This window comes from Mycobacterium sp. SMC-11 (genome assembly GCF_046250095.1).
Taxonomy (GTDB): Bacteria; Actinomycetota; Actinomycetes; order Mycobacteriales; family Mycobacteriaceae; genus Mycobacterium; species Mycobacterium heraklionense_A.
On sequence record NZ_CP176430.1, the window covers coordinates 95,995 to 108,146 of the forward strand.

The window sequence follows — 12,152 nt, forward strand, 5'->3', positions numbered from 1 at the left end:
AATCAGGTTCGCTGTAGCGGTTTAGACCGGCGGGTAGTTCTGCGGGGGATAGCCGCCACCGCTTTCGACGCCACGAATGCCCCAAGTCAGGTACTTGAAGAAGAACTCGGCCTCGTCGCTCAGCTCGTAATCCGGATTCGGATCGTAACCGTAACCAGGACCCATGTCGTCAACCCCTTAGCTTGGATTTCCACCAGTTTAGTCGGCCCGTCAACGCTGCAACAGCGGACTGCCTAGAATCCTTCCAACCAGTTGATTGACACGCCGATGACACCGGCCTGGCCGAAGAGTGAGTGGACATGGCAAACGGCAAGGCTACGCCGGGGGGATCTTCCCAGGCCCCATCTCGTCGCGAGGAGCTGCTCGCGGTCGCTACCAAGTTGTTCGCGGCCCGCGGCTACCACGGCACCCGCATGGACGACGTCGCTGACGTGGTGGGGCTGAACAAGGCGACGGTCTATCACTACTACGCCAGCAAGTCATTGATCCTCTATGACATTTACCAGCAGGCCGCGGAACGAACGCTGGCGGCCGTCCACGACGACCCGTCGTGGACCGCGCGCGAGGCGTTGTACCAGTACACCGTGCGTCTGCTCGACCAGATCGCGGTTAATCCCGAGGGCGCGGCGGTCTACTTCCAGGAGCAGCCCTACATCACCGAGTGGTTCACCGAGGAGCAGGTGGCCGAGATCCGGGAGAAGGAAGCCCAGGTCTACGAGCACGTGCATGGCCTGATCGACCGCGGTATCGCCAGCGGGGAGTTCTATCCGTGCGACTCGCACGTGCTGGCGCTGGGCTACATCGGTATGACGCTGGGGGCTTACCGCTGGTTGCGGCCCAGCGGCCGGCGTAGCGCCAAGGAGATCGCCGCGGAGTTCAGTACGGCGCTGCTGCGGGGGCTGATCCGCGACGAGACGATCCGGGTCGAATCCCCGCTGGGTGTGTAGAACCGTGGGATCGCACTAAGGCGGAGGCCTATCGCGTCGGGCGAGGTTGTAGGCGCGTTCGGCCTCGATGCACCGGAGCCGGTCTTGGATTCGGGTGTTCTTGCGTGTGGGCATCATCAGGGTGCGGTCGCCGGTTGATGTCGGTGGTGACGGTGATGACGGTGGTGCGGTGGTGGCTAGGCACAGGGCGGGGAATAGCAGCATGCTGCCGGGCCGTGTGGTGTAGGTGTGGCCGGTGGGGCTGGTCCATTCGATGGTGCCGTTGGGGTGCTGACGGTCGGTCCAGCCCCCGCGGCCGGTCCAGAAGGTCTTGAGTAGGTGGTGTTTTCGGCAGAGGCAGCGCAGGTTGGCTGGGTGGGTGACTCCACACGGGTGGGCCACGGCGTGGTCGATGTCGCAGTAGGTGGCGGGCTGGTCGCAGCCGGGGAATCGGCAGGTGAGGTCGCGGGCCCGGACGAAGGCGGCCAACGCTGTCGAGGGCCGGTAGTGCGGTTCGGCCGGCAGGTCGGCCGGCTGCCGCAGCGGTTTGACGGTGGCGCCGTTGTTGACGAGCTGGGCCAGCAGCGGTGCGGGCACCGTACCGCCGCCGATGATCTGCCCGGAGGGCGCCGGGGGTGTCGAGGGTTTGCCAGCGGGGATGGTTGACGGCTCTTGGCCATTCCCGAATCGCGGATCGGCTTCGGTGTTCAGTGTGGTTTGGTCGGCGAGGACGTAGACGGTGACGTTGGCCGCGCGGGCGTCGTCTGCCCCGGCGGCGGGGCAGTCGGAGTTGCCGCAGGCGCAGGCTAGGGACTCGGCTCCGTTGGCCAGGGCGCCGAGGGCATCGGCGCGGCGTTGGGCCAGGGTGCGGGGATCGTCGTGGCAGACGGTGCGGGCCAGTTGGGTCAGGCGCCGTTCGAGTGCGGTGGCATCGGTGGCAAACAGTCGGCCCCACAGGCCGGTGGTGCCGTTTTCGCTGTTGCGGGTGTCGACGACAATTTCGCGGCCGCGGGCGTCGCGCTCCTGGCGCCGGACGGCGTCGGGGTCGTACCGGTCGATCAGGGCGTCGATGGCCGCCGCGGTCTTGGCCGCCGACAGGGGCCCCAGGCCGGTGGCGATCGCGGCGAGTTCGGTGTCGACGGCGTTCAGCAGGTACGGGTTGGTGATCAACGTGGTGCGCCAGACGATCGTGGCCACCAGCCGGCTGTTGATCGCTCCGTCGAGAAACAGTGCGGCCACCTTCGGTAGCCGTTCCCGCAGCGCCGTGGCCAGATACATCTGCGATGAGGCCATCCCGTGGCTGATCTGCTCGGCAGCGCCGACCTCGCAGGCCGCGGCGTCCCAGTAATCGCAGGACCAGCGCGACCGGTTCACCGCATCGGACCCGCGGGTACGCCGAGCCACCAACTCGCCGATCGCCGCCAGGCGGCGCGCCGAGGCCGCGGCCTCCACCCGGGCCCACTCCGAGATGGCCGCCACCAGGGCCTTGTCGTCGGCCTCCGCCAACGACTCTGGCCCCAGCCCGCCGGTCTCGAACATACGTGCGATTTTATCGAGGGGGTCTGACAAGTTGGTGCCGCGCGCTCAGGCCCCCGCGGTCTTGAGGGTGCGGTCCAGGAACTCCAGCTGATCCGCGACAACCCGCTCGAAGGCGTCGCCGACGTAGATGTCGAAGTGGCCTTCGGGATATCTCTTGACGGTGCCGCGGGGCGCCTTGGTGGCGTAGCGCAGGGTCGGGCCCGGTGGGGCGACCGAGTCGGTGTCGCAGACGCAGAACAGAATCGGGCAGCTCACCTTGGCCGCCAGCCGGCCCGGCCGGTAGGCCAGGATCTTCATCCCGATCCGGGCGGCGACCTCATTGCGCAGGTTCTGCCCCTGCGGAACCAGCTTCAGGTAGCCCGGGTACGAGTCGGGCGTACTCATCAGCGCGACCTCTCCGGGACGACCGGCGGTCGCCACCAGCACCGGCGGGTTGCCGAGCCGGGCCGAAGCCAGATCCCGCAACGCCAACAGGCTGATCCGCGCGATCGTCAACGGCGGAATGGTGCGCGCCGAGGCGATCCCGTCGGTGAATGGGCATTGCGCCACCACCGCCGCCACCCGCAGGCGCGCCGCGGTGGCGATCACGTGGCCGCCACCGAACGACGTGCCCCACAGGCCGATCCGGTTGCGGTCGACACCGGCCAGGGTGTGCGCGAAGTCGACCGCGGCGGACCAGTCCGCCAGCTGCATGCCCACATCGAGCAGCTGGCGGGGAGCACCGTCGCTGTCGCCGAAGTTGCGGTAGTCGAACACCAGACAGGCGTATCCGGCCGCAGCGAACCGCTCGGCGTAGGCGTCGAGCCGCATGGTGCGCACCGCGCCCAGACCGTGTGCCATCACCAGCAGCGGCACACCGTCGGGTCCGGCGTTGTCGGGGCGGTAGAGCCAGGCGCTGATACGGTCCGCGCCCGATCGAAACGAGACATCTTCGCGGATAGCCATGCCTAAAGGTAGCCCCGCGTGTGGTAAACCGGCTTCGTGACCGGGGCGGTGACTCAAAGCCAGTTTCGGAGCCTTTTGCAGAGCCTGGCGGAGGCGGTGGGCCCCGCCTATGTCACGGACGACCCCGACGTGTTGGCCGGCCGCGGTGTCGATTACACCCGCCGTTACCGGGGCCGGGCGAGTGCGTTGGTGCGTCCCGGGTCGCCCGAGGAAGTCGCCGCGGTGCTGCGGCTCTGCCGTGACGCCGGCGCACACGTCACGATCCAGGGTGGGTGTACCTCGCTGGTGGCCGGCACCGTCCCCGAGAACGACGACGTGCTGCTGTCCACCGAGCGGCTCAACGTCGTCGGTGAGGTCGACGTCGTCGAGCGCCGCGTGACCGTGGGGGCAGGTGCGACGCTGGCGGCGGTCCAGCGGGCGGCGGCCGATGCCGGGCTGATCTTCGGGGTCGATCTGACCGCCCGGGATACCGCGACAGTGGGTGGAATGGCCTCGACCAACGCCGGCGGGCTGCACACCGTGCATTACGGCAACATGGGCGAGCAGGTGCTTGGCCTGCAGGTGGCGCTGCCGGATGGTACGTCGGTGCATCGGCACAGCTCGGTGCGCACCGACAACACCGGCTACGACCTGCCGGCACTGTTCGTCGGGGCCGAAGGCACCCTGGGCGTCATCACCGCGCTGGACCTGCGGCTGCATCCCGTCCCGGCGCACCGGGTGACGGCGGTCTGCGGCTTCGCGGGCCTCGACGCACTGGTCGAGGCGGCCCGCGTCTTTCGCGACATGGACGGCATCGCAGCGCTGGAATTGATCGACGCGCGCGTCGCTGCGCTGACCGGCGAGCGGCTCGGGATCGGCGCCCCGGTGCGCGGTGACTGGCTGCTGCTGGTGGAACTGACCGGCGACATCGACCAGACCGACCGCCTCGCCGAACTGCTGGCGCAGGTGCGGTGCTGCGACGAACCGGCGGTGGGTGTGGACCCTGCGACCCAGCAGCGGCTCTGGCGGGTGCGCGAGGCGATCGCCGACGTGTTGGGTGCCTTCGGGCCGCCGGTGAAGTTCGACGTGTCCCTGCCCCTGGCGGCGGTCGCCGGATTCGCCGCGGCGGCGAGCACGGTGGTGCAAGCGCATGCACCGGAGGCGCTTCCGGTGCTGTTCGGCCATATCGGTGAGGGCAACCTGCACTTCAACGTGCTGCGTTGCTCAGCATCGGCCGAGGCGGGCCTGTACGCGGCGATAATGACGCTCATCGCCGACTGCGGCGGCAACGTCAGTTCCGAACACGGGGTGGGCAGCCGCAAGCGGGCCTACCTGGCGATGTCGCGCGGGCCGGACGACATCGCCGCGATGCGGACGATCAAGGCCGCCTTCGATCCGACCGGCTATCTCAATGCCGCAGTGCTCTTCGACTGAGCCGATGGCGACGACCCGCCGCGCCCGGCTCCGCAGGCTCCGCCGACCTTGCGATCGCCGCTAGCGGTGCTTGATGCCGACGGCCTGACGCAACTGGGCCAGGAACTGCTCGGAGTCGTCGCTGCGAATGATGTAGTGCGAGATGGCAATCCGGATCGCGGCGGCCGCCTTCACCGGGGCATCCGGCCCGGTCAGCATCCGCTGCAGGCCCTCGCGCATCGGCACGATGATGCGGGAGAAGTCGGCGAGCACGTGCTTGGGCTCGATGTCGATCATTCGCACACCCGTGTACGAGTGCTGGTAGTCGACGATGAAACGCAGTGCGGCGTCGAGCTTTTCGGTGCCCTTGAGTCCTTCGGTGGCGCGGGCGATCCCGCTGTCGAAGATGTGCCGCTCGTACCGGGAGAACGCCGAGATCAGCTCTTCCTTCGACGGGAACCATCGATACAGGGTGGGGCGGGAGACCCCGGCCTGGGAGGCCACCTCGGACAGGCTGAGCTTGGTCATCCCATTACGCCCCAGCACCTCCGCGGTGGCCGCGAGGATCCGCTGCCGGGTCGAGCTGTCGGGGCCATCCACCGTGCTGCGGGTCATAGCGGAGACTTTACAAAAAATAGCGAGAGTGTCACGCTGGTTCGGTGCCTGGACATCGTTCCTCACCGTCGCGGGCCCCGGGGGATCGGGCCGTAGGGCAATTATTGTGATCGAAGCGCCGCAAGTCACGTGCGAGGAACGCACGCATCCGCCGCGAGCCGTGATGATCGTCATCGAAGCAGCCGGGATCGGCCAGGTGGCCGCGGCCCAGTTGGCCGCCCAAGGACACCTGGTGCTGCTCGGAGGTCGACGAATCGAGGAGTCCGAGCGGTTCGCGGCGCAGCTTCGCGACCGCGGCGGCAGTGCGTTCGCCGCCCACCTCGATCTCACCGAGCCGCGTTCGATCAACCAATTCCTCACCGCCGCGCACTACCTCATCGGCACCCCGGACGTGCTCATCACCGATGTCGGTCTCGCCGGACCGGCGGGCGAGGGCCCGGACAGCGCCGGAGTGGGGGCGCAAACCCTGGCCACCCGGCTGATTCCGGCCATGATCACCCGGGGCAGCGGGGACGTCGTGCTGGTCGGCCCGGAGTTGGCCGGGGTGAGGTGCGCCGCCGCCCAGCGCAAGGTTGACGCTTGGCTGGCGGCCTTGGACGCGGAGTTCGTCGGCACCGGGGTGCGGGCGTCGGTGGTGCGGTCGGCCCAGCCGGGTGTCTACGCGTGCACCGCCGAGGCCGGCCGCCTGCTGGCCGGGATGGCCACCGAGTCGCGGCTGCGTCTTGTCGAAATGCTCCCGGCTGCGGGAGCGGCCCGCTAACGCCGGCGCACCAGGACGGACTGCTGAATGCCCGCCACCGCGCCCTGCTGATCGAACAGGGTCCCGATCGTCGTCCCGATGCCGTCGGGGCCGTAGTTGGTCTCGGCCCGGATACCGATCCACTCGCCGTCGGGAATCCGGTGCACGTGCACCACCAGGTCGGTATTGAGGAAGGTCCACTTTCTGATGTCGAGCTTGGTGCCGACCCCGTTGGCGTCGTCGGCCACGGCGAACAGCCGTTGCAGCGGGGTCATGGATTCACCCTTGACCAGGTCCACGATCGGTGAGATCCAGGACTCACCGGCGCCGGGGGCCAACGGCGTGGTCAGCCACCGCCAGTCCAGGCTGTGCACGTAGTTGCGGTCCCAGTGCTGCTGCATGTTGTTGCTTTGTGCCTCACTGACCGGCCGCAGCGGTGGAGCCGAGGCGTGCTGCACGTCGCCGGTGTCCAATGTCTGCAAACGCCAACCGGATGCCCGGGCGACGGGTCGCGGCAGTTGGTCGGGGCCGGGTGCCAGCATCTCGGCGCTGACCAGTTCGATCTGCTTGCCGGCTCGGTCGACCTGGCCGCGCACCCACAGCGCGCCTTCGGCCGGCACCGGCCCCAACAGGTCGATGCTGACTCGGCTGAGTCGGGTGTCGTCGCGCGGCGCCAAGCGTTCCAGTGCCCGCACCAGCAGGGCCGAAACCGGTGCAGCGTGCTGGATCTGTGCCGACCACGTGCCGCGAACCAGATCGGTGGCAGCGAACTTCTCTCCCCGCGGATCGGCGGCGTCCAGCAACTCGTAGTAGGAGTCGGTCATCGAATCCCTTTCAGGGCAGCCCGGCGCCGGGGATCTCCACGGTCACCGTGTCCAGGCGCGAGTCGCGGGTGCCGATCAGGTGCTTCGGGTACGCGGTGGGGCTGGACAGCAGGAACAGCGTGCGGCGCTTCGGCCCGCCCAGCGCGCACGCGATCGCGGCCCGCTCGCCGGTTGCGATCCGGTCGGTCACCACGCCGCCTTCGGTGATGCGCTCGAACTGATTGGCCAGGGTCATCGCCGTCCAGACCCCGCCGGCGGCGTCCAGCGCAATGCCGTCCGGTGGTCCGTCCAACCCTTCGGCGAACACTCGGCGTTCACTCAGCCCGCCGTCGGTGTCGATGGTGAACCGGGTGAGCCGGCGGCCCATCGACTCGGCGACGATCAGCGTGCCGCCGTCCGGGGTGATCGCCATTCCGTTGGGGAAGTCCAGATCCTCGGCGACCAGGTGCACGCTCGCGTCGGGATCGACGCGTACCAGCACACCGCCGGAGTAGGCCTGCGACCCGATGTAGGCGCGGCCGGCCGCGTCCACCACCATGTCGCCGAGGTCGGCGGGCACCAGCTTGCTCAGATCGGCCAGCGTGGTCACGGTGTCACCGTCGTAGCAGAGCACCTGGCGGTCGGAGGCCGAGGCGATCAGCAGTGATCCGTCCGGCCGGAACCCCAGCCCGCTGGGAGTGTGTCCCGGCAGGGGCACCGTGGTCATCGAGCCGCGCAGGTTCACGGTGTGGATCGCCTCGCCGAGCATGTCCGAGAACCACAGCAGCCCCTCGAACCAGCGCGGCCCCTCCCCGAAGCAGAAGCCGCCGGCCAGCGGCGTCGGTGTCGATTGCGAGCTTGCTTCGGCGATACCCAACACTGTCGCCCTCCTGTCCGGCGCCGCGGGTGCGGCCAGAGCCCACTTTACAAAATGCCGCTCAAATGTCACGCTCGCGGAATGTCTGAAGCATCTCCGACCACCGAGACTTCCCCCGCGACGCAGTGGTCGGTGAGCGGCCTGCTGGACCTGTTCGAGGTGACCGAGGACCGCCCGGACCGGTTCACCGGTGCGACAGGTCTGGCCGGCGACGACGAGCGCCAAGTCGTCGAGGGCACCCAGCTGTTGGCGCAGGCCATCGTCGCGGCAGCGAAACGCTTCGGCGACAAGTCCGTCCGATCGGTGCACGCGGTGTTCGCCCGGGCCGTACTGGTGGGACCAGCGGCGGAATACGTGATCGACGTCGTCAGCGAGGGTCGGTCAACGGCCACCGCGGTGATCTCGGTGCTGCAGAACCAGAAGCGTTGCGCGACCATCACCGTGCTGGCCGATGTCCCGTCGGCCGACGTGATCACCCACCATCTGCCGCGGCCCGAGGTGGCCGCCCCCGCGCAGGCCAACCCCTGTGTCATGCCGATGGCCGGACGCGAGGTGCGCCTTGTCGACGTGGTCGACGTCAACAGCCCGGACGAGGTGGGCCCGCCGGAGCTCTACGCCTGGCTGCACTATGAGCCCATTCCCGCCCGCGACGACCTCGCCAAAGCGCTGATCGCTTACTTCACCGGACATTTGGGCATCTCGACGACGATGCGCGCGCACGCGGGGATCGGCACCAGCCAATCGCATCTGACGGTATCCACCGCTCCCATGACGGTCACGGTGAGCTTTCACGAGCCGGTGCGCTGGGACGGCTGGATCCTCTACAGCCATGAAAGCACCCAGGTAGGTGCGGGTATGTCCTACGTTCGCGGCACCGTGCACACCGAGGAGGGCGATCTAATCGCCTCGTTCGCCCAGGACGGCCTGATCCGGCCGTTGCGCACCAGCGACAACAAGATCGCCGAGCACTCGCGGCTATAGCCGCGGGCGTCCGGCCGTCGGAGGCAGCTCAGCGAAACCGTCGACGAGCGACAGATCAAAGCTGAAAAGTCCTGCGATGGGGGCACTCTCGGGCAGCGGGTCCGGGTAGCTCCAGGCCACGTCCGGTACGACGGTGTCTCCGACGACCGCGGTCCAATAGTTCGCGTAGCCCTTGTAGTTGCAGTAGCTCGACGTCGTCGACGCCTGCAGCAGATCCGTGCGGACGTAGTCCGGGGCGACGTACAGCCGCGGCGCCAGGGCCGTCTCGAACAGGATCACGGTGTCATCGGTGTCCACCAGGGGCACTCCGTCAACCTCGACCCGCAATGCGCGCCGGGTGGGCCGGCAATCGACCCGGTGGTAAGGGTTCGGGGGGTAGTGCACCAGCCGCCGGCCCTCCTCGAACCAGGCGTCGACGGCGTCCCACGGGACCTGCACGAAGCCCGATGCCTCGGGCAGCGCCCGATGTGGAAGGTCGCCGACGGCATCCGCGGGGAAGGCGTAGCCCAGCGGCTCGCCCTGGCGATGCACCAGCAGCGCGCTTTCGGTGTCGATCACGGTGCGCTCACCGCGGATCGCCCGCACGCGGCGCGGATGCGGTTCGACGTACACCAGTGCGCCGGTGATCTCCGGGGCGAACCAGCCGGCGCGCTCGGTGCTCAACGGGCCGTGTCCGGCCACCAGACTCATTTCACTCCCCCGCCCGTGTTCGCCTCATACGGCTTTACAAATTTAGCTTCAACTGTAATATCTCGGAGGAGTTGTGCTGCGCGGCCGGACAGCGCCCGGCCGGCTGCACCGTCTGAGATTCTCACGACGAGCTGGGATGATGCGATGACGAGTACCGCTGCGGCCCTGGATTCCTTGGCGCAGGATCACTACCTCCGCTACCGCCTCGATGTCATCGCCCCCGATGTCGCCGGCCTGGTGCGCGCGGCCGGCGGGTGGCTGTATCACCGTGCGGCGATCGGCTGGGACGTGCGGGTGCTGGTGCCGCCGCATCAGGACCTCCGACCGTTGCAGATCTTGGGACTCAACACGGCAGACCTCGAGGCGGAGCTGTCTGCCGTCGGCAGCGATGCACCCGGACACAGCCTGGCGGTGGTCGCCGACGTGCTCACCGCCGATCCCCGGATCAGCGCGCGGGTACACCACGCGCTGCGGAGCAGCCTGACCGAGGTCGTGCTGTGGGGTGAGCGTTGGCCGTTGGAGGTCAGCCATCGGCTCAGCGCCGTGCAGCACCTGCCGACGGTGGCGGGCCGGGCGTTCAAGCGGCAGGCGTTGGCAGCCGCCGATGTCGGGTACGCGGCCCCGTTTGACGGTCCGGAGATATTCCGTAGCGACCAGAAGCATTGCCTGCCAGTCAATTCCGATCTGGTCCCGGTCGGCTGATGCGCAAGCACTACGACCACACCCTGCTATACCTGCACGAGACGATCGATCTGGGCCGCGGCGTGCGCGACGACTTCACCCGCAAGTTCACCGAGATCTACCAGCCGATGATGGCCGAGCTGGGTGCCCGCCTGTTCGCGCTGTGGGAGTCCACCGCATACAACGGGCATTGGCCGCAGGTCACGATCATCTGGGAGATCGACGCGTTCGCCGACTACGCCCGAATCGGGCGGGCGCAGAGCCGCGGCGGCAGCCACGCCCAGAGCGCGGCCGAATGGTCGGCCTACCTCGCCGGAATCGGAGCATCGGGGGAGGGCCGCATCATGTACCCCGGCCCGCACAACAAAACCCTGGCTGCGTTACGCGCGACCGACTTCGACGCGACCGTGGTCATTCAGGAGATCATGCAGACCAAGCCCGGTCGCCAGGACGACTACATCCGGGAACTGGAGCGGCTGTATGTGCCGTGGTCGGAGAGCACCGGCAAGCGTTGGCTCGGTTCGTTCACCACCACATTCCGCTACAACGAGGTCATCCATTACTGGGCACTGGACGGCGGCTGGGACTGCTTCGCCGAGCATTACCCGTCGTGGAAGGACCATCCGCCGGCGGAGATCGTGACGTGGATGAGTGTGGCGCCCGCATTACGCGACGGCTGGGAGGACTCGATCCTGCAGGCCCTGCCCCCCTCTCCGCTGCAGCGAGACGCCTCGTGACAAGCGTTGCCGCACCGGAGTTCTCCTACGATCCGTTCGACCCGGCGGTGATGGCCGACCCCCTCCCGTACTACCGGGTGCTGCGCGATCAGCACCCGATGTACTACGTCCCACAGTGGGATCTGTACGCCCTGTCCCGCTTCGACGACATCTGGGATGTGCTGGCGCTCAGTGACGGCACCTTCGTGGCCTCGGAGGGAACACTGCCGGCGGCCACCGTGCTGGCGCACCACAACAATGGCCCGGTTCCAGACCCGCCGCTGCACCCGCTGCCGTTCCACGCCGTCTTCGACAAGCCGATCTACGACGACATCCGCCGGTTGCAGGCCCCGGCGTTTCGGCCCCGATCGGTGGCCGACTGGGAAGACCGCATCCGCACCTTGGCCAATCAGCGGCTCGATGAGCTGCTTGGCCAGGGCCAGTTCGACCTGACCTGTGACTACGGCGGAGTCGTGGTGGCTCAGGTGGTCTGCGAACTGCTGGGCATTCCGATCGATTGCGCCGCAGAGGTATTGGCGGCGGTGAACGCCGGAAGTCTCGCGCAGGCCGGCAGCGGGGTGGACACCGCTGTGGCACGGCCCAACTACCTGCAGTACCTCATCCCGGCCGTACAACGCCGGCGCGCCGAGCAGGGCCCCGGCGTGCTGCCGATCGTCGACGGGATGCTGGCTTACCGACTGCCGGACGGCACCGACCTCGACGACATCGAAGCGGCGACGCAACTGCTGTGCATCTTTATCGGCGGCACCGAGACCGTGCCCAAGATCGTCGCGCACGGGTTGTGGGAACTGGCCCGGCGCCCGGACCAACTGGCCGCGGTACGGGCCGATCCGCATGACACGGTGCAGCTGGCACGCGAAGAGATGATCCGCTATTGCGCACCGGCGCAATGGTTCGCGCGCACCGCCCGCAAACCGTTCACGCTGCACGGGATGACTGTCGAGCCGGGCCAACGCATCATCACCCTGCTGGCGTCGGCAAACCGAGACGAGCGCCAGTACCCCGACCCCGACGAATTTCGCTGGGACCGGCCGATCAAACGATCACTGGCGTTCGGACGCGGACAGCACTTCTGCATCGGCTACCACCTGGCCCGACTGGAAGTGACCGTCCTGGTGCAGGAATGGCTGCATCGAGTGCCGAACTATCGGATTCTCGACGACGGCGCGACCCGGCTGCCATCCAGCTTCCAATGGGGCTGGAACACCATCCCGGTGGAGGTCTGAA

The 12,152-nt window shown here is 68.1% G+C and carries 14 protein-coding genes; 7 read left to right on the forward strand and 7 right to left on the reverse strand.

The features are described from left to right. Nucleotides 1-21: 21 nt before the first annotated feature. A complete protein-coding gene (locus ACKY0X_RS00480) occupies nt 22-165 on the reverse strand; it encodes a hypothetical protein (RefSeq protein WP_105295430.1) in 144 nt (47 codons plus the stop codon). A 134-nt stretch (nt 166-299) separates the two neighbouring features. Between ACKY0X_RS00480 and ACKY0X_RS00485 the strand changes: the two genes are divergently transcribed. Then, nucleotides 300-947, forward strand: coding sequence for a TetR/AcrR family transcriptional regulator (locus ACKY0X_RS00485; RefSeq protein ID WP_046285376.1), 648 nt, complete (start codon nt 300-302; stop codon nt 945-947). 15 nt (nt 948-962) lie between these two features. Here ACKY0X_RS00485 and ACKY0X_RS00490 read toward each other — a convergent pair whose 3' ends face one another. Both ACKY0X_RS00490 and ACKY0X_RS00495 read right to left on the reverse strand, forming a co-directional pair. Continuing rightward, nucleotides 963-2,465 carry a DUF222 domain-containing protein gene (locus tag ACKY0X_RS00490; protein ID WP_409427871.1) on the reverse strand — a complete coding sequence of 501 codons (1,503 nt, stop codon included), beginning with the start codon at nt 2,463-2,465 and terminating at the stop codon, nt 963-965. 45 nt (nt 2,466-2,510) lie between these two features. Further along, nucleotides 2,511-3,410 carry an alpha/beta hydrolase gene (locus tag ACKY0X_RS00495; protein ID WP_409427872.1) on the reverse strand — a complete coding sequence of 300 codons (900 nt, stop codon included), beginning with the start codon at nt 3,408-3,410 and terminating at the stop codon, nt 2,511-2,513. A gap of 48 nt (nt 3,411-3,458) precedes the next feature. On the opposite strand from ACKY0X_RS00495, the gene ACKY0X_RS00500 reads away from it, so the two are divergent. After that, nucleotides 3,459-4,823: an FAD-binding oxidoreductase gene (locus ACKY0X_RS00500; RefSeq protein ID WP_409429755.1), complete on the forward strand. Its 1,365-nt coding sequence runs from the start codon at nt 3,459-3,461 to the stop codon at nt 4,821-4,823. A gap of 60 nt (nt 4,824-4,883) precedes the next feature. Here ACKY0X_RS00500 and ACKY0X_RS00505 read toward each other — a convergent pair whose 3' ends face one another. After that, a complete protein-coding gene (locus tag ACKY0X_RS00505; RefSeq protein ID WP_046283326.1) occupies nt 4,884-5,417 on the reverse strand; it encodes a TetR/AcrR family transcriptional regulator in 534 nt (177 codons plus the stop codon). 163 nt (nt 5,418-5,580) lie between these two features. Between ACKY0X_RS00505 and ACKY0X_RS00510 the strand changes: the two genes are divergently transcribed. After that, the gene (locus ACKY0X_RS00510; protein WP_409427873.1) at nt 5,581-6,177 is read left to right on the forward strand and encodes an SDR family NAD(P)-dependent oxidoreductase; all 597 of its coding nucleotides are present in this window, start codon (nt 5,581-5,583) and stop codon (nt 6,175-6,177) included. On the opposite strand, the gene ACKY0X_RS00515 is transcribed toward ACKY0X_RS00510, so the two are convergent. Then, on the reverse strand, nt 6,174-6,980 hold the full coding sequence (locus tag ACKY0X_RS00515; protein ID WP_409427874.1) for a thioesterase family protein: 807 nt from the start codon (nt 6,978-6,980) through the stop codon (nt 6,174-6,176). The genes ACKY0X_RS00510 and ACKY0X_RS00515 overlap by 4 nt on opposite strands. Nucleotides 6,981-6,990: 10 nt before the next feature. Beyond that, complete coding sequence (locus ACKY0X_RS00520; RefSeq protein WP_409427875.1) at nt 6,991-7,839, reverse strand: SMP-30/gluconolactonase/LRE family protein; 849 nt, start codon at nt 7,837-7,839, stop codon at nt 6,991-6,993. Between the two features lie 78 nt (nt 7,840-7,917). On the opposite strand from ACKY0X_RS00520, the gene ACKY0X_RS00525 reads away from it, so the two are divergent. Beyond that, entirely contained in the window at nt 7,918-8,817 is a 900-nt protein-coding gene (locus tag ACKY0X_RS00525) for an acyl-CoA thioesterase (RefSeq protein WP_409427876.1), read from the forward strand. On the opposite strand, the gene ACKY0X_RS00530 is transcribed toward ACKY0X_RS00525, so the two are convergent. After that, entirely contained in the window at nt 8,812-9,507 is a 696-nt protein-coding gene (locus tag ACKY0X_RS00530) for a DUF427 domain-containing protein (RefSeq protein WP_409427877.1), read from the reverse strand. The two genes, ACKY0X_RS00525 and ACKY0X_RS00530, sit on opposite strands and share 6 nt — an antisense overlap. 144 nt (nt 9,508-9,651) lie before the next feature. On the opposite strand from ACKY0X_RS00530, the gene ACKY0X_RS00535 reads away from it, so the two are divergent. From ACKY0X_RS00535 to ACKY0X_RS00545, 3 genes are read left to right on the forward strand one after another with little or no spacing between them, the layout of a single operon-like run. After that, a complete protein-coding gene (locus ACKY0X_RS00535; RefSeq protein ID WP_409427878.1) occupies nt 9,652-10,209 on the forward strand; it encodes a hypothetical protein in 558 nt (185 codons plus the stop codon). Beyond that, the gene (locus tag ACKY0X_RS00540) at nt 10,209-10,925 is read left to right on the forward strand and encodes an NIPSNAP family protein (RefSeq protein WP_409427879.1); all 717 of its coding nucleotides are present in this window, start codon (nt 10,209-10,211) and stop codon (nt 10,923-10,925) included. The genes ACKY0X_RS00535 and ACKY0X_RS00540 overlap by 1 nt, the downstream gene beginning before the upstream one ends. Before the next feature lie 50 nt (nt 10,926-10,975). After that, the gene (locus tag ACKY0X_RS00545) at nt 10,976-12,151 is read left to right on the forward strand and encodes a cytochrome P450 (RefSeq protein ID WP_409429756.1); all 1,176 of its coding nucleotides are present in this window, start codon (nt 10,976-10,978) and stop codon (nt 12,149-12,151) included. Nucleotide 12,152 lies beyond the last annotated feature (1 nt).